19 protein-coding genes are annotated in these 25,861 nt (G+C 64.4%); 10 read left to right on the top strand and 9 right to left on the bottom strand.

What is annotated here, in order from left to right; genetic code table 11:
* The first annotated feature begins 8 nt into the window (after positions 1 to 8).
* The 10 genes from QSK25_RS43230 to QSK25_RS43185 all read left to right on the top strand — a co-directional run bounded on the left by QSK25_RS43230 (position 9) and on the right by QSK25_RS43185 (position 13,231).
* Positions 9 to 422 carry a hypothetical protein gene (locus QSK25_RS43230; protein WP_285647308.1) on the top strand — a complete coding sequence of 138 codons (414 nt, stop codon included), beginning with the start codon at positions 9 to 11 and terminating at the stop codon, positions 420 to 422.
* 130 nt (positions 423 to 552) lie between these two features.
* Complete coding sequence (gene fxlA, locus QSK25_RS43225; protein WP_211335582.1) at positions 553 to 705, top strand: FxLD family lanthipeptide; 153 nt, start codon at positions 553 to 555, stop codon at positions 703 to 705.
* Between the two features lie 227 nt (positions 706 to 932).
* Complete coding sequence (locus tag QSK25_RS43220) at positions 933 to 3,851, top strand: lantibiotic dehydratase (protein WP_285647305.1); 2,919 nt, start codon at positions 933 to 935, stop codon at positions 3,849 to 3,851.
* Positions 3,848 to 5,023 (top strand): lanthionine synthetase C family protein, encoded by a 1,176-nt coding sequence (locus tag QSK25_RS43215; RefSeq protein ID WP_285647304.1) that lies wholly within the window; start codon positions 3,848 to 3,850, stop codon positions 5,021 to 5,023. The genes QSK25_RS43220 and QSK25_RS43215 overlap by 4 nt, the downstream gene beginning before the upstream one ends.
* A gap of 71 nt (positions 5,024 to 5,094) precedes the next feature.
* Positions 5,095 to 6,306: a methyltransferase, FxLD system gene (fxlM, locus tag QSK25_RS43210; protein WP_285647301.1), complete on the top strand. Its 1,212-nt coding sequence runs from the start codon at positions 5,095 to 5,097 to the stop codon at positions 6,304 to 6,306.
* 534 nt (positions 6,307 to 6,840) lie between these two features.
* Positions 6,841 to 9,279 (top strand): ATP-binding protein, encoded by a 2,439-nt coding sequence (locus QSK25_RS43205; RefSeq protein ID WP_285647299.1) that lies wholly within the window; start codon positions 6,841 to 6,843, stop codon positions 9,277 to 9,279.
* Positions 9,276 to 10,955 (top strand): DEAD/DEAH box helicase family protein, encoded by a 1,680-nt coding sequence (locus tag QSK25_RS43200; protein WP_285647298.1) that lies wholly within the window; start codon positions 9,276 to 9,278, stop codon positions 10,953 to 10,955. Before QSK25_RS43205 ends, QSK25_RS43200 begins: the two co-directional genes overlap by 4 nt.
* Entirely contained in the window at positions 10,952 to 11,569 is a 618-nt protein-coding gene (locus QSK25_RS43195) for a hypothetical protein (protein WP_285647296.1), read from the top strand. Before QSK25_RS43200 ends, QSK25_RS43195 begins: the two co-directional genes overlap by 4 nt.
* A gap of 1 nt (position 11,570) precedes the next feature.
* The gene (locus QSK25_RS43190) at positions 11,571 to 12,074 is read left to right on the top strand and encodes a very short patch repair endonuclease (protein ID WP_285647294.1); all 504 of its coding nucleotides are present in this window, start codon (positions 11,571 to 11,573) and stop codon (positions 12,072 to 12,074) included.
* A 23-nt stretch (positions 12,075 to 12,097) separates the two neighbouring features.
* Positions 12,098 to 13,231 carry a DNA cytosine methyltransferase gene (locus tag QSK25_RS43185; protein ID WP_285647292.1) on the top strand — a complete coding sequence of 378 codons (1,134 nt, stop codon included), beginning with the start codon at positions 12,098 to 12,100 and terminating at the stop codon, positions 13,229 to 13,231.
* Between the two features lie 62 nt (positions 13,232 to 13,293).
* Here QSK25_RS43185 and QSK25_RS43180 read toward each other — a convergent pair whose 3' ends face one another.
* From QSK25_RS43180 to QSK25_RS43140, 9 genes are all read right to left on the bottom strand, one after another.
* The gene (locus tag QSK25_RS43180; protein ID WP_285647288.1) at positions 13,294 to 14,124 is read right to left on the bottom strand and encodes a phospholipase D-like domain-containing protein; all 831 of its coding nucleotides are present in this window, start codon (positions 14,122 to 14,124) and stop codon (positions 13,294 to 13,296) included.
* On the bottom strand, positions 14,100 to 15,944 hold the full coding sequence (locus QSK25_RS43175) for a DUF8724 domain-containing protein (protein WP_285647287.1): 1,845 nt from the start codon (positions 15,942 to 15,944) through the stop codon (positions 14,100 to 14,102). Before QSK25_RS43175 ends, QSK25_RS43180 begins: the two co-directional genes overlap by 25 nt.
* Positions 15,945 to 16,003: 59 nt before the next feature.
* Positions 16,004 to 19,507, bottom strand: a complete 3,504-nt coding sequence (locus tag QSK25_RS43170) for a helicase-related protein (RefSeq protein ID WP_285647286.1) — start codon at positions 19,505 to 19,507, stop codon at positions 16,004 to 16,006.
* Positions 19,508 to 19,730: 223 nt separating this feature from the next.
* Positions 19,731 to 22,193, bottom strand: coding sequence for a DISARM anti-phage system protein DrmE domain-containing protein (locus QSK25_RS43165; RefSeq protein ID WP_285647285.1), 2,463 nt, complete (start codon positions 22,191 to 22,193; stop codon positions 19,731 to 19,733).
* Positions 22,194 to 22,252: 59 nt separating this feature from the next.
* On the bottom strand, positions 22,253 to 22,897 hold the full coding sequence (locus QSK25_RS43160) for a hypothetical protein (RefSeq protein WP_285647284.1): 645 nt from the start codon (positions 22,895 to 22,897) through the stop codon (positions 22,253 to 22,255).
* 210 nt (positions 22,898 to 23,107) lie between these two features.
* Positions 23,108 to 23,233, bottom strand: a complete 126-nt coding sequence (locus tag QSK25_RS43155) for a hypothetical protein (RefSeq protein WP_285647283.1) — start codon at positions 23,231 to 23,233, stop codon at positions 23,108 to 23,110.
* Positions 23,234 to 23,803: 570 nt separating this feature from the next.
* Positions 23,804 to 24,754: a hypothetical protein gene (locus QSK25_RS43150; RefSeq protein WP_285647281.1), complete on the bottom strand. Its 951-nt coding sequence runs from the start codon at positions 24,752 to 24,754 to the stop codon at positions 23,804 to 23,806.
* Entirely contained in the window at positions 24,751 to 25,377 is a 627-nt protein-coding gene (locus tag QSK25_RS43145) for a helix-turn-helix domain-containing protein (protein ID WP_285647279.1), read from the bottom strand. Before QSK25_RS43145 ends, QSK25_RS43150 begins: the two co-directional genes overlap by 4 nt.
* A complete protein-coding gene (locus QSK25_RS43140; RefSeq protein WP_285647277.1) occupies positions 25,374 to 25,679 on the bottom strand; it encodes a hypothetical protein in 306 nt (101 codons plus the stop codon). Before QSK25_RS43140 ends, QSK25_RS43145 begins: the two co-directional genes overlap by 4 nt.
* Positions 25,680 to 25,861: the final 182 nt, after the last annotated feature.

Here is a 25,861-nt window from a genome sequence, read left to right as displayed (position 1 = left end):
CTCGCGTCATGATCGCCGCCGCCGGAGACGTTGAGCAGACGGTCGTACTGCCAGCCGTGGCCAATCAACAAGCGAACGACAACGGTTCGAAGATCGCCGCTGGCTGGTTCCAGCACTACCTGCACCTAGTGGACCGGGTGTTTCCGCGCACGCTGGTCACGCGAGACGGCAGGACTGTCCAATTCGCCGCCTGCAAGTTCGCCGTCCGACCTCCAATACCCGACGTGATGCAACCGGCCTGGCCGCACTGCCCGGTGTGCTGGCCGTGCAGAGCCGGCCATTGGTTCGTGTGGAAGTACCTGCCCCACGGAGTGGTCCCGCGCTGCATTCGATCTGGCTGCGATCGCGACGAGACCGATGTTCGCGATCCCGTCACCGGCGGCTACCTGCCCTGCATTGGGCACGACGCCGCGGGGAACTGAGCCACCGATGTCCATACCCCTCAAGGAGGCGAAGTCCCACCACTATGACCGGCTGTAGTGCCGCCGCAACCGTTTCGTATTAAGGGAAACCCCTGCTTGACAAGCAAGCAGGCACATGGAGGAACCACTGATGTCTGCACCAACCATCGACACCGTCGCCGACTCGGACTTCGACCTCGACCTGCGGATCACCACCACGGCCACTCCAGGCGTGGCATCCGCCTGCGACACGAGCGACGGCTGCGATCCGACGTGCGCGTCCTCGTGCATCAGCGCCGTCTGACCTGACTGCACCTGAGCTGGGGTACGGGCCGCGCTGTCCGTGCCCCAGCTTCGCCACCGGATGACGAACGCGAGGACAGGATGAGTACTCGGAAGAGCGCGTCGACCTACAGGCACCGCGGAATTGCCTTGCTTCGCGCCGCGGCAGTCCCGCTTCACCGACTGCCCGCACAGTGGCCAGACCTGTCCGACACCCAGGCGTGCCGCGAATGGCTGCTGGAGATGTCAATGCACACCGAACTCGCCGACGCGATCGGCCATGCGAGCCCAGGACTCGCCGCTCAACTGCTGACCGACACCGGCACAATTGAGTCCAAGCAGGTCCGACGCGTCACCCTGTCCGTGATCCGCTACTTGCTGCGCATCACTGGTCGCCACACCCCGTTCGGTTTGTTCGCAGGAGTCGCGCCGGTCGCTGTCGGTGGACCAGCCACTGAGAGCCGATGGGGTTCAGAACACCAGGCCTTCGCTCGCGTCGACGCGGTGTGGCTCGCAGATCTCATCGACCGACTTGAAGCGTGCCCCGAGCTTCTGTGTCGGCTCGACGTCGTGTTCACCAACCTCGCGACCACTCGTGGCGGGCGATTGGAGGTCCCCCAAGGACCCAACACGGTGACCGCACGCAACACCCTTGCCCTGCAAGCGGTCCAGAACGCTGCAAGCACACCCATCCACGTTGCTGACCTCATTGACAAGCTGGCCGCGGAGTTTCCGGCTGTAGAACACGACACCATCAGCGCCATGCTCACAACCCTTGTGGGCCAAGGTTTTCTTACCACCAACCTACGAGCGCCGCTGACCATCACCGACTCCCTTGGCTACCTGGTTGATCGCCTGCGCACCGCCAACGCCGGCGCGATCCCTTCTGTAACAGCGATCCTCGTCGAGCTGGAGCGGGTGCAGGAAGACCTGCGCAGCCACAACCAGCCCGGCACAGACCAGGCGGCCCAGCGCGACCTGCGGGAGGCATTGACCGGACGGATGCGGACACTGTCGAGGGCCGGGCGCGTCCCACTGTCTCTCGACCTCCGCTTGGACGCCGAAGTACGGCTTCCCGAACAGCTTGCGCACGAGGTCGAGCAGGCTGCCAGCGTGCTGGCGCGCCTGTCGAACCAGCCGACCGGGAACCCGGTCTGGCGAGACTTCTACATCGCGTTCTGCGAACGCTTCGGCACCGGTGCTCTCGTGCCGTTGGCCGATGTCGTCGACCCGGATGCGGGACTTGGCCTCCCACACACCTATCCCGGCAGCGTTCTCCCGCTACCGTCAGAAGGATCGTCCGAACGCGAGCAGAAGCTCCTCGCACTTGCTTGGACCGCGTGGTCCGATGGCACCGGTGAGATCGTCCTCACCGAGGACACCATCGCTGCGCTGACCGTGGGTGACCCTGCCTCGCAGCGACGGATTCCTGCACACGTCGAACTCGCTGCCCGAGTGCACGCAGCCAGCGCGGACGCATTGCGCCGCGGCGACTACAGCTTCACCGTCGCGCCCGCCCGATCAGCGGGAATCTTCACCTCGCGCTTCACCACCATCGCGTCCGACTCCGGGCTGGAGTGCCTGTACGCCGACGCGCCTGCCAGCGCCAGTGGAGCGTTGCCTGTGCAGCTGTCGTTCTCGCCGATCTACGCGACCGGCGAGAACGTCTGCCGGGTCCCTGCCTATCTGCCTCACCTGCTGTCCCTGGGAGAACACCGGGCACAGCACCCCGAACAGCTGGTGATCGCACCAGACGATCTGGCGATCATCGCGACCCGCGACGGACTGCACCTGGTCAGTCTCTCCATGGGGAGGGTGATCGAGCCCCAGGTCTTTCACGCACTCGCCCTGGACAAGCAGGCGCCGCCACTGGCTCGATTCCTCGCCAATCTCACCCGCGCGCTGGGAGCCACGTGGCACGAGTTCGACTGGGGCTCGCACGCTCAGCAACTGCCGGTGCTGCCGCGTGTACGGCACGGCCGCGCGGTACTCAGCCCAGCCCGTTGGCGGCTCGATGTCACAGACCTTCCCGCCAGCCTCGACGATGACCAGTGGACGGCGCGCTTCGGTCAGTGGCGTCGTCGGTGGCGATGCCCTGCCACGGTGGAACTACGCGATGCCGACCGCTCCTTGCGACTCACTCTCGACGAACCTGCCCACGTGGCGATTCTTCACACCCACCTGCGCAAGCACGGCCACGCCTTGCTGCTCGAAGCTGCCTCCGCGGAGGCGTTCGGATGGGCGGGCGGGCGCGTTCACGAGATCGCCGTGCCCCTGTTCTCCGACCAGCCGCAGACACCATCGCCACCGGTTGCGAGCAGGCCTGTGCTGACCAATGGCGGCCATGGCCAGCCACCAGGGGCAGCGAACAGCACCTGGCTCTATGCCAAGGTCTTCACCCACCCCGACCGAATCAACGAGATCATCGCCGGCCGGATCCCACACCTTCTACAGGCGATTGGCTCCGACACCCGCTGGTGGTTCGTGCGCTACCGCAGCCCGCATGAAACCGACCACATCCGCCTCCGCCTGGCCATTTCTGATCGTGACGCTTACGCCCGCAGCCTGGCCGCGCTCGGCGACTGGGGACAGCAACTCCGCGTTGACGGCGTGGCCGGTCGGCTGGCTGTCGACACCTACCTGCCGGAGATCGGCCGCTACGGTTGCGGCGCGAAGATGATCGCCGCCGAGAACGTGTTCGCCGCAGACTCCGCCGCTGTGGCCGCTCAGTTGCGGCACAACTCGAGCCTGGGCGCTGATACCGCCGTCGGACTGCTACTCGGCCTGGTGGACATCGTGGCCGGGTTCTTCGGTGACCAGACCGCCGCGATGACCTGGCTTCGCACCCGCCCCGTCCTTCCAGGCACGGTCCCAGCTGACCGCGCCGTGCTCTCGGACGCGATCCGCCTCGTCCAGGGCGATGTCGACGACCGGCCTGGATGGACCGGACAAGTCGCCGAGACCTGGGCACGACGCTCCGCCGCGCTTGCCGCGTACCGGACGCAACTATCAGCCGACACTGATACCGACGCCGTCTTGGAATCTTTGCTGCACATGCACCACAACCGTGCAGCCGGCATCGACCGTGACGCTGAGAAGGCAACGCGGCGCATGGCACGACACCTCGCGCAGGCCGTATACGCCCGTCAGCCGGAGACCAGCCGATGAACCTCGAGGTTCCACCGGGCGACTCGGCGCCCGGCTGGGGTCAGTCGTTGTCTGCTGGTGCAGCCGGAATCACCCTGCTGCACCTGGAGAACGTGCACACAGGTGCGGGTGACTGGAGTGTGGCTCACCAGTGGGCTCGCGCCATGATCCGCGACTCGGTGACCGCCGACCCTGACACTGCGGGGCTCTTCCGAGGAGTACCTGCCGTTGCGTTCACTCTGCACTCGGCGCGGCATCCCGCCTACGCCGAAGTTCTTCGCGCACTCGACGAGCACATCGCCACGATCACGCGCCACCGGCTGCGCCAGGCACACGACCGCATCGACCGCGGACAGCTCCCACGGCTTCGAGAGTTCGACCTGATGAGCGGACTCACTGGACTCGGCGTCGGGCTGCTACACCGAGACCGCCACCCCGAACTGCTGCGTGATGTCCTCGCCTACCTGGTGCGGCTCACCGAGCCGATCACCACCAACGGCGAGCACCTGCCTGGATGGTGGAGCGAAGACAGCCCCAACGGGCAACCCTCCAATGACTGGCCTGGTGGCCACGCCAACATGGGGATCGCGCACGGCGTCGCCGGGCCGTTGGCGCTGCTGGCCACCGCCAGCAGGCGAGGAATCTCGGTAACCGGACTGACCGAGGCGATCAGCCACATCACCACCTGGCTCGACCGCTGGCGCAACGGCTCCGGCTACGACGCCTGGTGGTCAGGCATGATCTCTCGCGCCGAATGGCACGACCAGGCGCTGCGGCAATCGGGACCCCAACGCCCGTCCTGGTGCTACGGCACCCCTGGTCTCGCACGGGCACAACAACTCGCGGCGATCGCGCTTGGCGAGCCAACACGGCAACGCGCCGCCGAGCATGCCCTCGCCGGATGCGTCAGCGACGAGAGACAACTCGCGCTGTTGAGCGATCCATCGCTCTGTCACGGCTGGGCCGGGCTTCTGCAGGCCACCCGCCGCACAGCCGCCGATGCCATCGACGACCGCCTCACAGCGCAGCTACCCGCACTGCATGCACGGCTGACCAAGCACCTGCACGACAACGGCCAATCCGCCGAGCCCGGACTGCTGGAAGGCGCGGCTGGCGTGCTGCTCGCACTGCACGCGACTGCGACCTCAGACCTCGTCACCCGATGGGATGCGTGCCTGCTGTTGGAGGGCTGACCCGCACCTCAGAACCCGCTCTTGACCAATCGCAACCCGCTAACATCCGGCCGCCCGCACAGAAGGAAACGATGAACGCCACCACCGACACCACGCCCGAGGCGCTGCGCGCCGCCATGGTCGACCGCATCAAGAAAGCTGGCCACGCCCGAACCCCTGCAGTGGAACAGGTGCTCCGCACCATTCCCCGTCATCTCTTCGTGCCGGAGGCGACCACAGAGGATGCGTACGCCAACGTCGCAGTGATCACCAAACGCGATGACGACGGCACACCGCTCAGCTGTGCCTCCGTGCCCACTGTGGTCGCCATGCAGCTCGACCAACTCGATGTCCAGCCTGGCCACAACGTCCTCGAGATCGGTGCTGGAACCGGCTACAACGCCGCCCTTCTCGCGGAGCAAGCCGGTCCGACTGGTCACGTCACGACCGTCGACATTGACCCCGAGGTCACCGCACAGGCCCATCGGGCACTCGATGACAACGGCTTCCCCCAGGTGGAGGTGATCACCAGGGACGGTTCGCTCGGGGCGCCCGAGACCGGTCCTTACGACCGGATCATCGTTACTGTCGGCGCGTTCGACATTCCGGATGCCTGGCGTGACCAGCTCAAGCCCGGCGGCCGGCTCATCGTGCCGCTGCGCTGGCGAGGCCAGACCCGCAGCGTCGCCTTCGTTCGCGACGGCGACGTGTTGCGCTCCGACTCGGTGCGATTGTGCGGCTTCGTGCCCATGATTGGTCAGGACAACGAGGTATCCGGCAACATCGACGCCGCCGGACACGTCACTCTGTACTGGGACTCAGACCAAGACATCACCCTCACCGATCTCTACGGTGTGCTCAGCCAGCCCAAAACGCCTGTCTGGTCCGGCGTCACAGTGCGAGGTGAAGAGCCCTTCGACGGCATCTGGCTGCGTCTGACGGGAACCGAACCAGGCACCTGTCGCATCGCCGCCTCCGCCACTGCGGTCACCGATGAGCTCTGCAATCCGGCGATCCGTGACCGCAGCCCAGCCGTTGTTGAGGGCAGCTCGCTGGCCTACCTCACCTATTGCCGCGTCGACGGCGGCGCGGAACTTGGCGCGATCGGCCATGGACCAGCTGCACAGCAGCTGGCGGAGCGGTTCTGCGACCAGATTCGAGCCTGGGGTGAGGTCCGCACCGCTGAGCCCATCATCACGGCCTACCCAGCCAAAACGCCTCGTGAGCACCTTGAGGCCGAACGCGTCATAACGAAGCGCTGGGCGACGCTATCGGTGTCGAGTGCGAGCAACGTCGACGGATGAGCGCTGAGGTAGTAGTAGATCTCATGACTGACTTTGGCAGACCGCGCTGATGCCGTCGTAGATGCACGCTGGGGTCACCGCGAGCACACCTTGTGCGCATGAGGCGCGGTTGTGGTGACCCAGTTGCACGGGTGTAGATCTTAGCCTGAGCTCGTGTCTGTCGTGCGCTCCGAAGCCCAGATCCACCTTGCCGGTTATCCGGCTGGCTCTGGGACGGCAGTTCGCACCCGCAGGGCTGACACCGCCTGGACGGCTTGACCGTGCACGCGAACCAACGGCAATTCGCGCACTTTGATCAGTGCTACGGCGCGGCCGTATGAAGCCGCCAAGCACCTCCCGATATGGTGGACTTCTCGGGGCCAGGCTCGTCTCACTGGGTGACACGCATTGTCAAGTGCGGTCACGTAGGGTAACAGTATGAGGTATTGCTGTCACCCTCCGTGTTGCGTCGTGCCGGCGGTGTTTACTACGGATGCCGTGGCGAGCAGGCCCCTGGCCAGGGGCTGAACCGTGCGAGCGAAGTGGGAGGCTGGGGTGTCACTCGGCGCGAACGAGACGTCCATAGAGAGTCTTGACCTCACGCCATCACCGCGGCTTCTCGAGGTACTCGGCGACATCCCTTACAAGCCCTGGCAGTGTCTCGCTGAGCTTGTCGACAACGCGTTCGACGCCTTTCTGTCGGACAGTGACCGTGCCGCTTCGGAGCCACCGTCGGTCGAGATCACACTCCCGAAGCCAGGCACCGCCGAGGGGGACGAGCTCGTGTGTGTCGCGGACAACGGACGTGGCATGGGCCTGGAGCAGTTCGAGCAGTCGTTGCGTGCGGGCTACAGCACTAACAGCCGCTACGGCAGCCTTGGGCTGTTCGGGATGGGCTTCAACATCGCGACCGCCAATCTGGGTTCAGTGACGGAGGTCAGAACAACCCGCTCAGGAGACCCGGACTGGCTTGTCGCCGAGATCGACTTTCGCGAGATGCAGCGGCGCGGCAGCTTCACGGTGCCCCTTCGGCGGGATCCGAAGGCCGACCCCGCGATGCATGGCACCGAGGTTACGGTCCGGCAGTTGAGGCCGGACAAGCGTGCCGCGCTACGTCGGCAGCCGGTGGCGGCGACCATTCGTGAGCAGCTCGGCAGGGTGTATTCCTACCTCTTGCGAAGCAAGAATGCCCTTCCTGAACTTCCGGAGACCGAGCTCGCTGGCCGGGGCTTCGACCTGTACGTCAACGGGACCGCTGTACGACCAAGGCTGCCATGCGTGTGGAGCTCTTCTCGCGTGGTGTCCTATCAGGGCGCTGAGATCCGCGCGATCCAACGCATCAACCGTGATCTGACACCCGCTTGGGCATGTCAAGACTGTGGACACTGGAACCGCGGCGCGGCGGTGGAGCGTTGCGCCGAGTGCGACAGCGAGAACCTGGAACTGCGGGAACGACGGATTGTCGGCTGGGTTGGCATTCAACGCTACCTCAGTACGAGCGACTTCGGGATTGACTTCCTGCGCAACGGTCGAAAGATTCTCATCTCCGATCGAAGTGTCTTTCAGTGGGAAAATCCCGACACTGGCGAGACGATGGTGGAATACCCCATCGAGTTCGGTGCGACGCAAGGCGGCCGTATTGTCGGCGAGATCCATGTCGACCATGTTCCGGTCACCTACCAGAAGAACGACTTCAAGCGTGACTCGCTGGACTGGATCACTGCTCTTAATGAGGTCCGCGGGGAAGGTCCGCTACAGCCAAAGAAGGCAAAGGCGCTTGGGTATGAGTCAAACAGCTCCCCGGTAGGGCGCCTGTTCAACGCGTTCCGGCGCAATGATCCCGGTACGAAGTGTTTGATCCCTGGGGATAGCTCCGGGCCGCTTCACGAGACCGCCCGTGAATGGGCCACGTTGTTCCGCAGGGGACTTCCCGAGTACCTGACCGACGACAAATGGTACGAGGCGGCCCAGCAATATGACGACCTCAAGCGGGGGAAGCGGCAGCCGACTTCCGGAACGTCCAGCGGCACGGGATCAGGTCAGAAGCACAGCGGTGGGACTGGCTCCGGGTCCATGGACGATCTCCTGGACCGCACAGGCTTGGGTGGGGACAACCAACCGGCTGGTACCGCGGGCGGGCAGGCCCCGGCCTCACCTCCCCCGCGACCGCAGCCAGAGACCGAGGAGCAGCGTTACGCCCGATACCGTGAACGGGCACGACGTGTTAGCGACCTGAGCGGCGTCGTGAGCGTGGCCCACCTCGGCAAACGCACCGTAACGGTATTCGATACCCCTGAGCCGCTGCTCGACCACTCCGGCCGGCCGACCCCGTGTGTTTCCCATACTCAGCGCGGCAACACGATCGAAGTCTTCGTCCATGGTGACCACGAAGTGTTCCGCGAGTTCGGACGTGATCCGCGGGACTACGCCATCATCGAGATCGCTGAAGCGCTTCGAGCAGTGGCAAATACGGACGACAGTGTGGCGAGGGTCGCGGCCGAGGTTACAGAGCAGTTCCGCGATCAGCGCTTCACCGACGCCGCGCTGCGCGAGCGTGCGGACGCGCTGCTCGGCAGGATCCGAGAAGGAATGGCTGACGTAGGCGCCTTGCACGCTGCGGCGCTTTGGACAAGCCTGCCAACAGAGGAAAAACAAGCCGCCGAGCGGCATGCGGCCGGCGCCGAGCCGCGGCTGGTCTGGCGGGAGGCGACCGAGAACGGGGCGTTCATTCCGCATCTGCGCCCAGAAGGTCTCGCCGCACTCGTCCGTGCCCAACCGGCTCTATTGCTGGACGGGGCCGTGTTCTCCACAACCTGGTCCACCTGGAACGACCAGGACGCGCGAACCAGGCCGGTCGAAAGGATTGCTCGCCTTCTCGATACGGTTGGCGAATTCATGGGAAATACGGGCGGAAAGACACGTCTGGAGCTGGCGATGATGCGTCTGACTCTCGATGTGATTGAGGGCGAGATTAACGAGGGGGACACGACATGAGTTCCTCATTTGTGGCTCCTGACTTCCTCCTCGATATCGGTCCAGCCGCGTTCACGCGACAGGTCGAGCGACTTCTGTTGCATCTTGGGTTCGTCAACGTTGTTAACATTGATGGCCCAAACGACCAAGGTGGAGACCTTATCGGCACACGCAACGGTCAGCAGTGGGTCTTCCAGGCAAAATGGAAGTCACGAGGTACCGTCGCGCCGGCCGCGATCGACGAGGTGCTCTCAGCCAAGGCGTTCTATCGCACCGATCGCGCCGCGGTTGTCACCAACGCCCGATTCGGCCCAAAGACCGACGAACGGCGTGATGCTCTGCGTCGAGTCGGTCATCCGATCGAGCTGTGGTCTGGACGCGAGCTTCTTGATCTCTACAACAGCGAAGGCATCTGCGCGCAACGACTGCCAGAACGCTCGCTTCGCGAGTACCAGGCAAAAGCGTTCGAACGCATTGTCGAGGACTTGGAGGGCTCCGGCCGCGCCTTGCTCATTCTCGCCACAGGACTAGGCAAGACGGTCATCGGCGGGGAGATCATCGCACGGCACCTGCGGCGTCAACCCTCGGACAAGGTCCTCGTCGTCGCGCACACCAAAGATCTCGTCGAACAACTCGAACGTGCGATGTGGTTTCACGTGCCGAAACCCGTGCGCACACAACTGCTGACCGGCGATCACAAACCGGATGATCTTCGCGGGATCACGTGCGCGACGGTGGCTACCGCCCTGACATACGTACGCAACGGCTACAAGCCTGGGCTAATCATGGTCGACGAGGCGCATCACGTCGCTAAGGGAGGGCAGTTCACCGAATTGCTCGACGCCATGCCAGACGTGCCGCGCTTCGGCGTTACCGCCACGCCGTGGCGTGGCGACCGGTTCGACATCCGTAACCGGTTCGGCGAACCAAGTTACACGCTGGGCATCGAAGATGGCATGCGGCTCGGCTACCTCGCCGAGGTTCGGTATCGGTTGTTCTCGGACAACATCAACTGGGACTTCGTGCGAGAAGCAAGTCAGCACAGCTACAGCATCAAGGATCTGAACGCCCGACTGTTTCTTCCAGAGCGCGACGAGGCAATCCGGGATCAGCTCATTGACACTTGGGCACGAACTCGTGAACCACGCGCGGTCGTGTTCTGTCGAACAGTTGAGCACGCCGAACGGTTGGCCGAGTTGCTCAACCAAGTCCCGCAATGGAAGAACGTAAAGGCTGTCCACGCCGGGTTGGGCCACCGAGAACGTCAACTGCGTCTGATGAGCTTCCGGCAGGGCGAGATTCCAATCATCACGGCGGTGGACATCCTCAACGAAGGTGTCGACATCCCTGACGTCAACATCCTGGGGTTCGCCCGTGTGACGCATAGTCGGCGAATCTTCGTACAACAACTTGGTCGTGGCCTGCGTTTGCGTGAAGGCAAGAGTCATGTGGAAGCACTGGACTTCGTCAGCGATATACGACGCGTTGCGGCAATCATGAACCTCCGTGAACAAGTTTCGGCCGATGAAATCGAGACCCTGCGGCTCGTCCCAACAGGAACACGTTTCGAGTTCAGCGACGCCCAGGCTGAGAGCCTGATGCGTGAGTGGATCAAAGACGCGGCGAGTCTCGAAACAGCTCTCGATGAGCACCGCCTCCAGTTCCCCGACCCTGACGCACTAGTGAGCGGCTCATGAGCGAGATTCAGGATCCCCTCCGGCGGGAGATTATCGGAGAGATCTATCGTCAAGCTGATGAACTCGGTTGGGACGGCCTGAGCATCAGTGAGCGATCGACGTGGTACAACCGGTGGGTCGATGACGGTCGAATCGGTGGTGTCTTGACGCGGTACATGCCGCGCGAACGTGCACGCCTTTGGATCAAGGACGTGCCGATGAAGCACTACAACCGCGCCCGTAGCGGGATCGGTCCCTATGCCGATCTGGTCCGTAATCCGCTGCCAGGTGCGGCCCAAATCGCGCAGCTTGTCTTTGGGTGTGAATGGGACTTCGTGGAAGGCACTCTGCGAGAGAAGCCCAACCGATGCCATCTCTCCAATGGCCCAGAATGCGTACAGATGATCTGGGGAACCTCCCGCAATCTCCAGAGCCTTATCTGGGCAGGTCTCAACACGCGGGTTGATGGAGGCCCGAGGCCGGTTGTTGTCGTCACGACCAGACAGGGCGAGCGGTTGTCGGAAGGCGAGCGAGCACGTCACCAGCGACTCGGCGAACTAGCTGGCCTGGAGGTCCGCCATATCGCCACTCGCGCGACTCGTGCCCCAGGCAACGACGGTGAGGCAGGGCGGTGACATGCGAGATCCCAAAGTAACCAGCCGCATCATGGCCTCGGTGCGCAATCGCGACACGAAACCAGAGATCGCCCTACGTAGTGCCCTGTGGCGAAGGCGCCTGCGTTTCCGAGTGCGAACGAAACTGATCGGCAAGCCCGATATCGTGTTCCCTGGCCCTCACGTGGCCGTGTTCGTAGATGGTGACTTCTGGCACGGCAACGCGTGGCGAGTGCGTGGCCTGCCCTCCTTCGATGCGCAATTCGAGCGCATGAACAATCCAGAGTTCTGGAAGGTCAAGCTCGAAACGAACATGGCCCGCGACGCGACGGTCAATTCGAAACTCGCCGAGGCTGGGTGGTCCGTCTATCGCGTCTTTGAATCACGCCTGACCAAGGATCTCGACGCCGTTGTCGACGAGATTGAGCAACTCGTGCGCGGTCGCCGCGCCGACCAAGTTTCCACCGTCGCATCAATCGACACGTCACGAAATTTCGAAACGGAGAAACCATGCCGAGGTCAGTAGAGCTATTCGCCGGTGGTGGCGGTATGGCCCTCGGCATGTTCAATGCCGGTTTCGAGCACGAGCAGCTGATTGAATGGGATCCGCGAGCCTGCAATATCCTGCAGGTTAACGCCGAGCGATCGCCTGACCTCTGGAAGAAGGAGAACGTCCGCAATATGGACGTTCTAGAGTGGCTCAAGGAAGCGCCTGGGCTTGGGCTGGTCGATATCGACTTGGTCGCGGGAGGGCCGCCGTGTCAGCCTTTCTCTATTAGTGGGGCGCACGCTGGGGACAACGACAAGCGAAATATGTTTCCTGCCGCCGTTGAGACGGTTCGAACTCTCCGGCCGAAGTGCTTCGTCTTTGAGAATGTCCCTGGGTTGCTGCGCCCTTCCTTCATGCCGTACTACGACTACATTGTCGACCATCTCTCAAAGCCCTCGGTCAAGCCCAAGGCTGGTGAGCACTGGGTGGATCATCACAAGCGGATCATGGGGGCGAAGCGGGCCGGATTGACTTACCGCGTCCGCCGTCAGGTTATTGACGCCGCAGACGTGGGTGTACCTCAGACGAGAAAGCGTGTGTTTCTCGTCGGGATTCGTACGGATGTCCCAGGCTGGGATCGATGGGCCGACATATCTCCAACGCATGACAGAGACGCGCTGTTGCGTGATCAGTGGATAGTTGGGTCTTATTGGGAGAAGCATGAAATTAAGAGGCCTTCTATGCCGGAGACCTTGCGGGTTCGCGTGGAGGCGTTGCGTGAGGCCGATGAGCTATTTGAGCGCGAGCCTTGGCAAACCACGCGAGACGCTCTCGTGAAGTCTCCCAAGCTTCCGAAGCCGCGAGACGGCAAAGACGCGCCGGACGTACTTAACCACCGGGGCATTCCTGGTGCTCGAACCTATCCAGGTCATCAGGGTGGCTGGATCGACTGGCCTGCCAAGACGCTTAAGGCTGGGGTGCACGGCGTCGCCGGTGGTGAAGGGATGATTCGTTTTCATAACGGGTCGGTCCGCTATCTGACTGTCCGGGAGTCCGCTCGGATACAGACCTTCCCTGATACGTATGAGATTCCTGGCACCCGGACGGCGGCGATGCGTGCGCTTGGCAATGCTGTCGCCGTCGATGTTGCGGAGATCATCGGGAAGAAGCTTCGAGCTGTCCTCAACCTCTGAAGGACGTGCCACCGCGGACGACGGAGCGCACGTTCGCGGTGGTCGTCAGCATTCGCGTTGAGCTACCCAGACGGAAGTCGACGGCGGGCGAGTTCGTCGGCCACAGCCGTCAGCCACCTCGACAGGCCGGCCACCCGTGGTCCACGCAGGAGAACCCCCGCTTCCGCGTGTGCGGCTGTGCCTCCGGGAGTCAGGTTGGCCGACCCGAGGTAGGCCAACCTGTGATCAGCAATGACGACCTTGAAGTGCACGCCGAGGCCGCTTTCTTCCCAGGAACGAACGGTGATGGCTCGTCCAGCACGCTCGGCGACCTGCCGTAGCAGGGCGATTGCCTCAACGTTCGCGCTGGAACGCTCCGGCGCGGTGAGCGACAGCGCCCTCGTGATCACGGTTACGGCGCCTCCCGTCTGCAGCACCCGTTGGAGTGGGTTAGCCAGGGTTGTGACGAAGTCAGCGTGCAGGTAGGATGCGGCGATCATCAGGTTGTTCCGCGCTGTCGCGGCGACCTCGACAAGGGTGGCCTGGGTTTCTCGCGGCCTGCTTCGGTCACCGTTTACGGCGACGAGATCCGCGAGGGTTCGCCGGAGGAAACCAGGCACGGTGAGAACGAGTTCCCAGCTGTCCTCGGCCGCCTCGGTCAGGACCTGGGCCTGTGCCAGTCGGACGGTTGCGCAAGGAGTGCGGTTGCCGGCCATGTCGAGGATGTCGGCGTGGATCAGGGCGGAGCGTACGAGATTCCCGTCAGTGACGCTTGTGCTAAGGACGGTCGCGAGTTCCGCCCCGGTCGAACCGGATTCGGCAAGGTCGAGTAGGCGCGCGGCCAGCGCCATGGGCTCAGGCGCTTGGCGGATCAAGGCGACGACTGGCTTCAGTGGTTCCAGTACGGACGCCACGTCACCTCCTGGTTGGTCTGACCGACTGGTTCAACGGTTGCGGGGAGGGAACCGAAGAGCAGGTTCCGATCGAGAACCGTGTTGAACCTGGCGCATGCGACTTCGGAGACATACAGGCACGCCGCGCACGCGCCGCCGAAGGAGTGTCGGCAGGGTGGGTCGAAGACGCAGCGGCTTTCGGCGTCGAGTTCGCTGAGTGCGTCGGCGAGATCATATCGATAGACGTGTTCGAGTCCTCCAAGGATGAACTCACTGCGGGTGTTGGCGTAGATCAGGAAGGCACTGTTGGCTGGGAAGAGGTACTCCGCGAGGGAGTCCACATTCAGTCCACATCGCGTGGCGAGCGCTTTCATGGTCCGGTGCGCCATCGAGTGAACGAGGCCGAGAATCGCCTTGGTGATACGGCTTTCGGGCGCGTTGAAGATGTCGGTGACGGGCTCCGTGACCGTGAACAGCCATCGCTGGGCATCCTCGACAGTGGTGACACCTGGATCGTCGACTACACCGGACTCCGCGAGCCACTCAACGACGCGGAGCTGGTTCAGGCTGAACAGCAGACCTTCGGTCTCCGTCCGAACCCCGTACATCGGAAACCTTCGATCGCGGCCGGCTTCAAAGAAGCGAAACCGCGTGTTGACGTCCCCGCGGGGACCGGAGCTGTGGGCTTTGGGGCTCACCCTGGTATAGCCGGCGTCGATGTAGGCGATGGGAAGTTGCCGAAGCAGGGTCACGTCGCGCAGGCCATAGCGTTCGAAGAGCGCGGGGTACGCGGCGTAGGTGGGGTGGAGCTCATCCGCGGATTCCGTCCGCAGATCATCAATTGTGAGTGCCGCCGCGCCACGGGCGAGCGAGAGCTGAAGACACTCGTCTCCGAGGGCATCGACCGATTCGGGGTCCAGCCCCAGCGCATCCACCTGTTCGGCCCAGGCGGGTGCCGTACCTTCCTTTGCCCGAGCGTCGGCCAGTCCTCGTTCGTACATCTCATCACCCGGCTGCCAGCCCAGCACGGCGGCCATCTTCTGAAATTGGGCGACGGCTCCCTCGCTGTCGCGGGTTCCTCCGGCCATCCGCAGGCCGTCGGCGCCGGGAGGCAGCACGCCGAGGCTCTGGGCGACGGCGGCGAGGTGGACGCGGTCATGGGCGAGGCTGGCGTAGGCGTCACGGGTGGGTGGGTTGAGAACGGTGATCTGTTGCGGATAGTAGGCACTGCTTTGGGGGATTCGCGTCGCGTTCGCCCGTCCCGTTCGGCAGGTGGTGCACCAGTTCACGACCGGTTGTGTGGATCGCGTGCGGCAGCGCTCGCACTGCCAGTACCAGCGGCTGATGCTGAACGACTCGGTGTTGAACAGGGCCATGCTCGCGCGGCAGTTGTTCGCGCACCGTGGTGCGGTGATCTGCTTGAGATGGCCGCATTCGTGGATTTCCGCCCATGGGAACTGGCGCATCTGGCCGTGATCATGGGGGCAGTTCGGAATGCGTTCCCCGACGCGTACGGTGCGGAAGTGACCGCACGCCGCGCAGTGAAAGGTGTTGGGAAAGCGCGACGCCTGCAGGTCTTCCGCCTTGACGAGTGCGTATTGACCGCGGTCGATGATCTCCAGCTCTGGGCCGACTCCGGGTTGGCGGGAAACGCCCTCGGCGAAGGGGCGGATGAGGCGCCGTAGTTGCGGAGCCACCCAGGCTTCGGGGATGTCGAGTGGACTGGTGTGGCGGGGTGAGCGGCCCACGACGGAAACCTTGGACGACCAGTTGAAGGGCTGGCCGGGCATGTATCGGTAGAGGGCTTGAATATTGGTGCGGTTGAGTTCTTCGATAGACATGTGATTCAAGCTCCTTGAGCGGGCGCCGCTGCGGCTGCGGAAGAATGGGCGAGGGCTCTTCAGACGTCGCCGTAGATGACGATGGGTTCCTCGACGTCGCGCAGCGACCGCGGCACGGGCGGCTGGAGCAGGTCTGGCAGGCGCTTGTCGGCCTCGGCTCGAAGTGGCAACGCGGCGAGCTGATCATCAACCCATGCGGCGATCGCTTCCCGATGCATGTGGTGGTAGACGCTTGTCGGGCTGATGCCGAACCCTCGGGTGAGGTTGTCGATCAGCGTTGCTCGGTCGATGAACGCCGCCCTGGTGGCGTCGCGGAATGCCGTGGACTGGGCGAGGCTCTTGCGTCGGGGCGCTCCTGTCATCCAGGCGCGGTCGTGAACCTGAAGCAGCCATGCCATGAGCCCACCTGAGAGGACACGCTTGAGGACCGGCACGGACTCGCGGTTGACGGGCACTTTGTGCACGAGCCGGTCGAGGTAGCGGATCCAGGTGGCGTAATACCGGAACACGCTCGCGTCGCGGTCCCGAGTCGGGTTGATGATGTTGATGACGAGGCCGGGGTGGCGTCGCCCGACACGAGCGGAGGCTTGGATGATCTCGGCGGCCTGCGTCGGCGTGCCCATGACGGCCATGACTCCGAGGCGCGCGACGTCAAACCCGTGACCGATGGCCTTGGTCGCGGCGATGATCTTCACTCGCCCGGTATCTTCCGCTGGTGGCGTGATCAGACGTTGCACGGCGGCCCGGATATCACTAGGCGCAGCGTCGCCGTTGATGATCGCCAAGTTGGCTTGGCTGGTGATGAGATCCCGGACGTGGGGATCTCGGGTGAAGCTGGTGAGGTCTTCGTTGCGCAGGCAGTAGGCGACCAGAACTTCATATAGCTCGTGGCCAGCGTTCTTGATCTCGGTCAGCGTGCTGGGGTCTGTTGGGTCCAGGCCCGCTTCAGCGGCAATGGTTTCGGGTGCGTTGAGCATGTCGGTGACCCAAGCAGCATGGGCGAGCGCGACCTCGCGGGTAGCGGTGACCATCGTGGCCACCCTCGGGCGGACCCCGACATAGCGGCGCAGCGGGTCGCCCTCGCGCGTCGTGGACCAGAAGGTTTCGCCGACCACGGGCCCGTTGACCGGGAACCGGTGAGCATCGCGCTGATAGAGGTGTTTGACCTGGTTCTTGTATCCCTCGATGGTCGCGGTGGCGCCAACGATCTGGACGCTCGCATTGCCGAGGTGTTCGCTGATGGTTTGCAGCAGGGTTTCGTACATGCCGTCCAGCGCACCCAGACTCTCGTCGAGCAGGTGCAGCTCGTCCGCGATCTCCAGTCGCACGTGTCCGAAACCGTCAGGGATGGGCTCGCGATTCTCCCGGCACGGATAGACCGAGCACCACAGCGGGCTGGAGGTGTAGCCGTGCTTGGGGCACCGGGAATGTGCCCGGCCAAGCAAGATTTGGAACGCCGGTTTCTGGCCAAGCTGGGCCAGCTTGTCCACGGTCCCAACGAGAACTGCTGGCGCGTGGCGGTAGACATCGTCGTCAACGCCCCACACGGGCAACACGCCTTTCATGGCGCAGTCGGCGTTGCGGCACACGTGCTGCATCGTCCAGGTCGGTTCGTCGAAGCGAATCTCCAGCGGGCGCGGATCCTTGCAGACCGGGCAGCGTTCGAGAATCCGGCATGCCTCGGCGGTCTTGGGATCCCGAGGATCCTGACCTCGGTAGAACGGGTTGTTGGGATCGGGGCGGTAGAGCTGGTTCGGGGTGTTGCCGCCACCGACGTAGTACCCGAGGCCGAAGGGATCACCACCGGCGATACGGGGATCGTTACGGCGGACGAGTTCGGCCTGCAGCACCATGGATGCGAACCGCTCGGTCTGTTGTAGTGCGAGCAGGCGCAACGGGAATCGAGCCCAGACTTGGGTTCCGGCGGTCACTCCGGTGTATCGGCCGTAGAACAGCGTCGTGAGCATCAGACCGAGGTACGCCTCGGATTTTCCGCCACCCGTGGCGAACCAGACGATGTTGACTTTCTTGTGCGCGGCGGGTTCGACCATGCCGGGGAGGCAACCGACTATCCAGGCCACCTGGAATGGATGCCATGCGGTGTAGTCATCTGCGGCAGCTTGGACCACCTTGTTGGCCGCGACGAACGCGTCCAGCACGGCTTCGTTTGTACGAAGCAGTTCCAGCCCAGCGCGTACCCACTCGACTTCTTCCCTGGCTGCTTCAGCGTCCTGTTCCGCTTCTCTGCGCGCGTCAGCGGTCCAGCCGAGTCGTGCCTGCAGCTCGTCAAGCGCGGCCGTGCTCCACGATCGCTCGACCCACGTCTCATGCGTCGCCACCAGTGTGGCGACGGTGCCGACGGGATCGGCGATGAGGGAATCGAACGAGGTGTCGATGGGTACCTGCACCCCCATCGAGTTCATTGTGCTTTCGCGCGGATAGGAACGCCACGTACGCTCGCTGGCAGCGAACTGCGTGCTCAGGGTGGTTGTGTCACCAGATCGGACCGTCTTGACGGGGCTGGCGTGCCCCAGAGCGGGGACCGTGCGCTCGTAGCGATACGACTTGGCGACCTGCTCGAGCTCATAGGGCACGATCGCGGCATCCGTGTTCGTGGTCAGCTTCACCTCATACAGCTGGGTGTCGACGAAGCCGTGGTCGTAGGGATGGACGCCGTCGTAGGTCTGCGTGTCAGGCGCGGGGGTGGTGTTGACCACGGCCACCAAGATCTCGAAGCAGCCCTCATGGGGTGTGACCTCGACTTGGATAGCGGCGCGGTGCTCGGGCGGCATGACGTCGGCGGAATCAACCAGGTTCTCCGCGGCGTAGCGGCTCCAGGTCGTCTCGTCGATGAGGTCGTGATCGCGGGGCAGAGACCCCGCCGGTGCGGTAGCGCGCCGAGGGCGGAACAGCGTGCCGCCAGCGGGCGGCCGCGACGCGGACCGCAGCGCTGCGGACAGCTCCCTCTCGCCGACCCGAACGACCGACCGCTGGTCCGCGAGCGTCAGGTGAAGCGCGACCGGGTCAATCGCGACCTTTGTCCACACAGGGGCGAGCTTGTGCCCAGGGACGGCGCCGGTCGTTCGGCCCTGGCGGGGCGCCGGAGTGGCGGTTGAACCGCTATTCGCGGGCGCGGCGGAGGGCGTCCCGTTCGCTTGGGCGGTAAACCGTTCGTGACCAGCGGCATCCGCCTCGGCGACGGCGGCGGCTCGCTGTTCGGCCAACGTCGGGTGCAGTGCGAGGTAGACCGAGCACGAAACCTCGATGTCGAGACGGACAGGCAGGCTCGACACGCGGAAGGTGAAGCCTTGAGCCGGTGGAACAAGGCGATCCTTGAAGCTATAGCCAGCTTGAGCATCAGCGACAAGCTTGGGCTCGCTGGCGAGCATGCCTAGCCACAGGCGGTTCTGCGGACCGTTACCCAGGCGACTTCTGGTGGGAATACGGGTCCCGGTCGCTTGAGCCACGACGCGTTGGGACAGGCAGTCCAGCAGGGCGTCGTAGCGTTCCGCGAGCGTGGTTTGGCTGCCCAACGGCAGCTGGGCATGCGGGGATGCCGTCATTTTCTACTCCCAGGGCTGGAAACGTGGCGCGGCCGAAGCCGGTTGGGCACGTCCGGAGGTCCTCGCGTACCCGCGTAGTGATCAATTGGTGTGGGGAGCGTGTTCAGTTGTCGTCCACAGGTCCTATGGGTGGCCGGACTGTAGCGGCACCCACCGACATTTCTTGGTCGCGCGACAGGCGAGCGGCGTTACCCAGCCCTTGACTTGCGGTTTCCGCACACGCTCAGGATGCCGAGGTCAAGAGGCGGAGCGCATCCGGTTGCGGCAGCACCAGGCCGACGGCGTTGGCCGGCGCTTGATGGACCGCCCTGTCGATGGAGATCACGGCGTGTGTTGTCACGCTTTCCAGCAGGTCGGAGACGTGGATACCCAGGTCGGCATCCACCAGGCCCTCGTCCCGGCGCATCTGGACGCCGGCGATCTGCGCGGACAGCCATCGCCCAATCCGGCGGTGGACGGCGTGCAGCGTCCGGAGCGCCCACCCCACCCGCTCGGCCTCGTTTAGGAGCTGGGTGTCGCGAACCGCCTCGGCGAACCGCCGGACATCTTCCGGTTTCTGGGGACCGTCGACCACACCTCTGACCCATGTCCCGATCGTTTGTTCCGAGGTCAAGGACGTGCCTCGCATCCGCCGGAGGATGTCACGATAGGTGAGATTGGAGTTCCGCAGCCGGGCCGCGCGAGCCTTCCAGAACGCAACGAGCTGGGCCAATGGCGCGTATGTGGGGGACTCCGACAGCTTCTCGGTGACGGCGGTGAGCAGATCGTGCCGAGCGGCGTAGTCCACGAGTACAACGACGTCGTCCGGAACCAGCGACTTGGCCGCCACACGTTGAACCGTCTCACCACGTCGGCGAGTGATCAAATCGTTGGGTTCAGCAAGGAGGACTCCGGTCTCGTCGCCCATTCGAACCGAAATGGCCAGAACCTCCACGGCGGAAGTCGCCGCTGAACCTCGCACACGCGCCGGGGCGACAGCTTGCGTTTCTTCGTCTGCCGACCCTCCAGCGGCAATGGTGCGTTGAAGCATCGCAACGATGTCCAGGTCGAACGGCTCCCAAGGATTGTCTCGGGCGTCCCCGACGCTCGTCGGTACCACAGCGGCGGCCCGGCCGGAAGAGAGCACGTGGACACGTTGGGATCCATCGGTTTCCTGATCGCTAGGCTCAGCGGGCACGCCGAGCCGCACGCTGCTCTGTCGCACTGCTTCAGCACGTATGGCGCTGAGCGCCGAACGGGCAGAGACCGCCTGCTGCTCCGCGCGGCGCGCTTCGAACGGGCCGGCGGCGATAACACGAACACGACTTGCCGGCGGCAGCGCCAGCAGCCCTGAGCGACTGCGCGGGAGCGGTCCAGGCAGGCAGATCTCGCCGACGCCACTCATGCTGGTCCGGCCAGCGGTCACATCGGCGATCGTGGTGACACTGACGACGTCCGGCCAACCCACGGGGCTCGCCGTGGACTCGTCCAACGCGTTCGTCACCGCGTTGACCGCAGCACGATTACGCAGCACGAGGGTGGCCGGGACGTTCTCCGCGACTCGCTCGTTCAGCCAGGCAAGGACACGATCGAGCTTCTCCTCCTGGTCAGCGGCGTCTAGTGCGGCGTCGAGCGCGTTGGCCACGTCGTACCAACGCTGTCCAGCTTCCCCACCGACGTTCCGAGCGAAGGCCCGAGCTGTCGAGACCGACTCGCCCAAGCGAACGGCATATGGGCTGATGCCCAGTTGGGCGTCGTAACGGCGCGGAGATACCGGCAGTGACGTCAGCGAGTTGTACACGCTCCACACCCATCGAATGGCCTCGGAGGCGCCATATACCGAACCCGCGATCAGGCGGTATGCCCCTGAGAGCTGCCCAAGCGCCCGCCAGAGCGCGGCCAGCGCGTCGTCGAGACTGGACCGCTCGCCATCGTCAAGGCCCCAGACGACGACGTCGGACCTTCCCGCGCTAGCAAGGAGCTCCACCTCGGCCACCAAGGGACGGGCACACAGGTTCCTGTCCCTGAGCGCCGACGCGGCGAGGTCGGTAAGCGCGGGCGCGTCCCATCCCCAGATCAATCCACCCGTATTACGCACGAGTTCCAGGGCTGGGTCGAACGGGTCCGCCGTCAGGTATACAACGGCGGCCGACAAGTCCGGTCGACGTAGCGTGCGCGCGACCGCGGTGGACGTGGCGGCGCTGGCATCGATCACAAGTGCCGCGAGCCGACCACTCCATGAGTCAAGCCGTGACAGCTGGTTCACCAGGTACAGCCGACCGCCACTGTCACGTGCTGGTTTCCCGACCAACCTCGCGGCGCCACCGACGTCGACCGCACCGCGCGGGATGAAATCGGCGAGTCGCTGGTTCTCGAAGTACAAACGGTCGTAGAGCGTGCGCGAGGTGAGGTTGGTCGAGGCGACGGCAACCTCGACGGCCAAGCTACGGGTCCGCAACACGGCTCCGACCAGAGAGGCCGCACCGAGCAAGAGCGGGGCGGCCGTGCCGGGTAATGGGAGGACGACGGCGAGCGGGATACCCCGGACCACGGCACCTTCGACGGCAGCGAGCAGCTCCACGTCGAACGACGTCGGTTCGAACGGCAGCGGGCGGCCTCCATCACCTCGGTTGCGCAGCACGCCATCCAGCACGCCCGCAGTCATCCCTCCGCCGATGTGATGACCGGAGTCGCCCAGGTGCCCCATGCCAGTGACGTTAACGGGGAGGTACGACAGACGCGACGATGCCACGCTGGATGTGGCGGCTAGCTGCTCGGATCGTCGTCGTCATCCCATTCGAAGTTTTCGTCCCGCGACGCGAGCGCCGGCGCCAGCCATGACGGGTTCTCCATCGCCTCGAACACAGCCCTATCGTCTGAGATCAGCGTGGCCAGCTTGTGCAGGCCCAGGACGGTCGACGCGTAGGCGTTGACGAGGCCATCTCCATCCGTCTCCAGGCCGCATTCCGCACGCTCGGCATAGCCCACCAGCAGTTCCAGGCGGTCGGGCTCGGTTGCCAGGCGGACCTGTGGCACCCGGCCGGTCATGATGCCCGCGTGCCCGCGGCAGCTGTAGCAGGTGGCGTAGCCAGCAGCAGAGAGCACGAACACCAAGCCTGCGACGCCGACATCTATGCCCCGAAAGAGGTCGTCAGGGCCGCCGCCGGCCTCCTGCTCGGCCGCCGAGTAGAGCAACTCGTCGAACTCTTCAGCATCCCGGCTTGCGGCTGCGCGATCCAGCCACTTCGCTTCGGCATCGAGGCACTCGACAGCCTCCTCCCAGGTGATGTCGACCTGGGGTTCGTAGTCCCTGACGACTGAGAAGCCTTCGACGACGCGCCGAGGAGTCAAGACTTTGAGTACGGCGGATTGAACCTGAATACGCGGCGCGGCATCGTAAGTTGGGATCACATCCCGATTGATACCCCGCTACCGAGGCCCCGTCGAGGCCTACTCTCGCCTGAGAGCGAGGCGCCACAACGACACGTCGTCGTAGTTGAGCACGGACCTGCTGTAGGTCTTTCAATGGCCGGGCCGGTGAGCTCGCTGTCCGGGTACACGGTGAGCGTCGGCTTGTGCTGGTCTCGCTCGAGGGCTCAGCTCCGGATCTCGTCGCAAAGGTTACTCGGTCAGCTCGGTGGCGGCCGGGCCAGGACCGATCCCGCCCAGCTCCCCGCACGCCTCGTCGCCGGTTTCCAGGCGGCGGGCCATGAGGTAGACCAACGTGCTCCCGTCGATCAATGCCATGCGCCACCACCCCGCGACTGGGTCGCACACTGCTTCTGCCCACAAATCCGACGCAGTCCTGGGCACCGACGCACTTGCAGTGTACGAAGTACAGCTGCACGCCTACGCCCGAGCCATCGAAGACGCCTCGACCGAGCAGGTTGTCCGGTCGGTGCTGCTGTTCCTCCACCCCACGGGCGCACTTGAACACGTCATCACGAAGAGACCCGTAGGGCATCGACCCGATCTGTTTGACCTGTGAGTCCGGTTGCTCGGTGCCAGAAGTTCGAACGTTTTGAGGAAGCACCGCGACGGAGGTCAGCAACACCCGCTTCGACCAACCGGTGCTGCCGATCGACCTCATGAGCGGCTCGGGCGACTTAGCCGACAACGCTACCGTCGCCGTCAGCAGGCCGACCATTCCCACAGCGGCGTGCGTAGAAGTGGTGATCACTATCAGGACCTCGTGACATGGTGCGCAGCACTTCGGGTCGTTCAAACTCATGCTTCCTTCACCCAGGTAGAAATCGAGATCAACGGGGCTGACAATGTCGATGGCTGCCGCTGGTTGGGTGCGCGCCGGTAGCTCCGTCACTCTGCATCACTTGAACGGAGTGCATCGCGGACCTCGCGAGCTGCGTCGGTGCCGCACTGCAGAGCTTCACGCAAGCGTGTTGCGGACGGTGCGATAGGTAGCTGTCCATCGGCGATTAGCCGTCGAGCATGCTTCACGAGTAGGGCAGTACGGACATCGGTAGCCCGCTCGGTCATGGTCGGCCTATAAGGAACGTTTTGGCTGTACTGGACCGGAGTAGGGCCTACCGGGAGGAGGCCGTGGCTGAGGTCGGCGAATGAGGTCCAGATGATCGGCATGATGGTGACAACGCCGATCGCAACCAACGGGCCGATGGCGTGAGCCAGGAGTTGTATCGGCTCGAAGCGGTCGGTCTGCCAGGGGGTGTACGGCCAGATGTTGAGCGTCAGCGTCACCGCCAGGGCGCCGATCTCGACCGTGGTCAGGTGTCGGTGCTTCAGCGTCTGGCCGCGTGCTGCGATGTACGCCTTAGCCGCTACAGCGACCAGGAGTACGGCCGAGATGACCGGCTCGACCGCCCATGCTCCCCACCATGCCGCGTCCCGCTCGGTCATGGTTCGGGTGAGCGTGTGATGGACGCCCGTCGTGGACCAGCCCAGCGCGCCAACAAGAGCGGTCAGCGCGACGGCGGTCAACAAGCGGCGTACTCGTGCTGCCTGCCAGGCCCGCGCGGCGGGGTTTTGGGCAAGCGCGTGCAGCCGAGCAGCCTCTGCAGCATGCTTCCGTGTACGCCGAACGCGGTCGGTGTCGACCAATAGCGGTGCGTCGTCAGCCTGGAGCGCCAGCAAGGCGTGGGCTTCGTTGACTTCGGCACGCAGCTCGCGGACTCGCTTGGTGACTGCGACCTCGGCGATCGAGGCATGACCAGCTACGTACTTCTCCACCTGCGCCACTGCGCGCTTCACCTCGTCGTCGCTTGGGTCGGGCATCGGAATGGCGATGTTCATCGGGTGCCTCCGAACCGCCGTGGAGCGCAGCGAGGGCAAGGAGTCGAGTTGCTGTGGTCTATGTCGGTCCAGATCACGCGGGCGGAGATGGGGTCGCCGGGACGGGCGTCGCATTGTCCGCATTCCAGCGGTGTCGTCGAGCGCCCAACGGGCTCGCTCGACAACGCACGGTTTCTTGGACGGTTGAAGGACGTTTCGGGCGTCGCGATGACGCCCCAACCGGTTGATGCTGACGCCCCCAAGCGCCTCTGCTGACGCCCTGTGCTGGTCGATGGGGCGTCAACCTGACGCCCGTCCTCGGTACCTGTGGACTGCCGGGCGGACAGAACGAGGTTGTAGACCTGTGGCCGGGAGTTGGCTTCCTCGATGTGGGCGTCCCGTACGCGGGTGGTGCCTTTGCGGACCAGGCCCAGCTCTTCCAGGGACCGCAGCGAGCGCTGGACGGTCCGTCGGGACAAGCGGGTGTAGCGCATCATCCGCTCGACTGAGGGGAACGCGTCACGGCCATCGGGGCCGGCGTGGTTGGCGAGCGCGATCAGAGTGATCGCCAACGTCGATCCGTCCTTGCGGTCGGCGGGGATGGGAGCGTGGTTGAGCGCCCAGTTGATTGCCTCGATGCTCACCTGTCACCGTCCACGGCGCGAGCGCGGTAGAAGAGGCTGGCGACCGTGCCGATCACGGACGTATCCCAGCCCGCCAGCCACTCGACGATCCGGCGGTCGTGTGCGCCTAGCTCGATGCCGTCCAGTGCCTCAAGAAGGGCGGCGACTTGGTCAGCGCGGTTGCGGGCGCGCCATTCATCGTTGGTCTCGCCAGGACGGTGATCGTCAGGCTCGTGGCTCTCCACGTTGAACGGCGGACGGATGCGTCGTGGCTCGCGGTGAAGCGGCGCCAGGACAACGGTTTGACGGATGGTGTTGCTCATGGAAGAAGGCCTCAGATGGTCGGGCCCCGTCTCACACGCGTCTCACGGACCGGTGGGACTAGAGGCTGTTTGAGGTTCGGATCTTGGTGGTTCTCGGTGGTGTGCTGGTCGGGCTGGTAGAACTCGGTTGTGGCGCGTTTTGATGTGACCGATGCCGAGTGGGCGTTGATCGAGCCGCTGGT

Origin of the sequence: Lentzea sp. NBRC 102530, assembly GCF_030269365.1 — a bacterium.
Classification (GTDB): Bacteria; Actinomycetota; Actinomycetes; order Mycobacteriales; family Pseudonocardiaceae; genus Lentzea.
The sequence above is the reverse complement of the archived record's forward strand: the minus strand, read 5'-3'. Positions and strand labels throughout refer to the sequence as shown.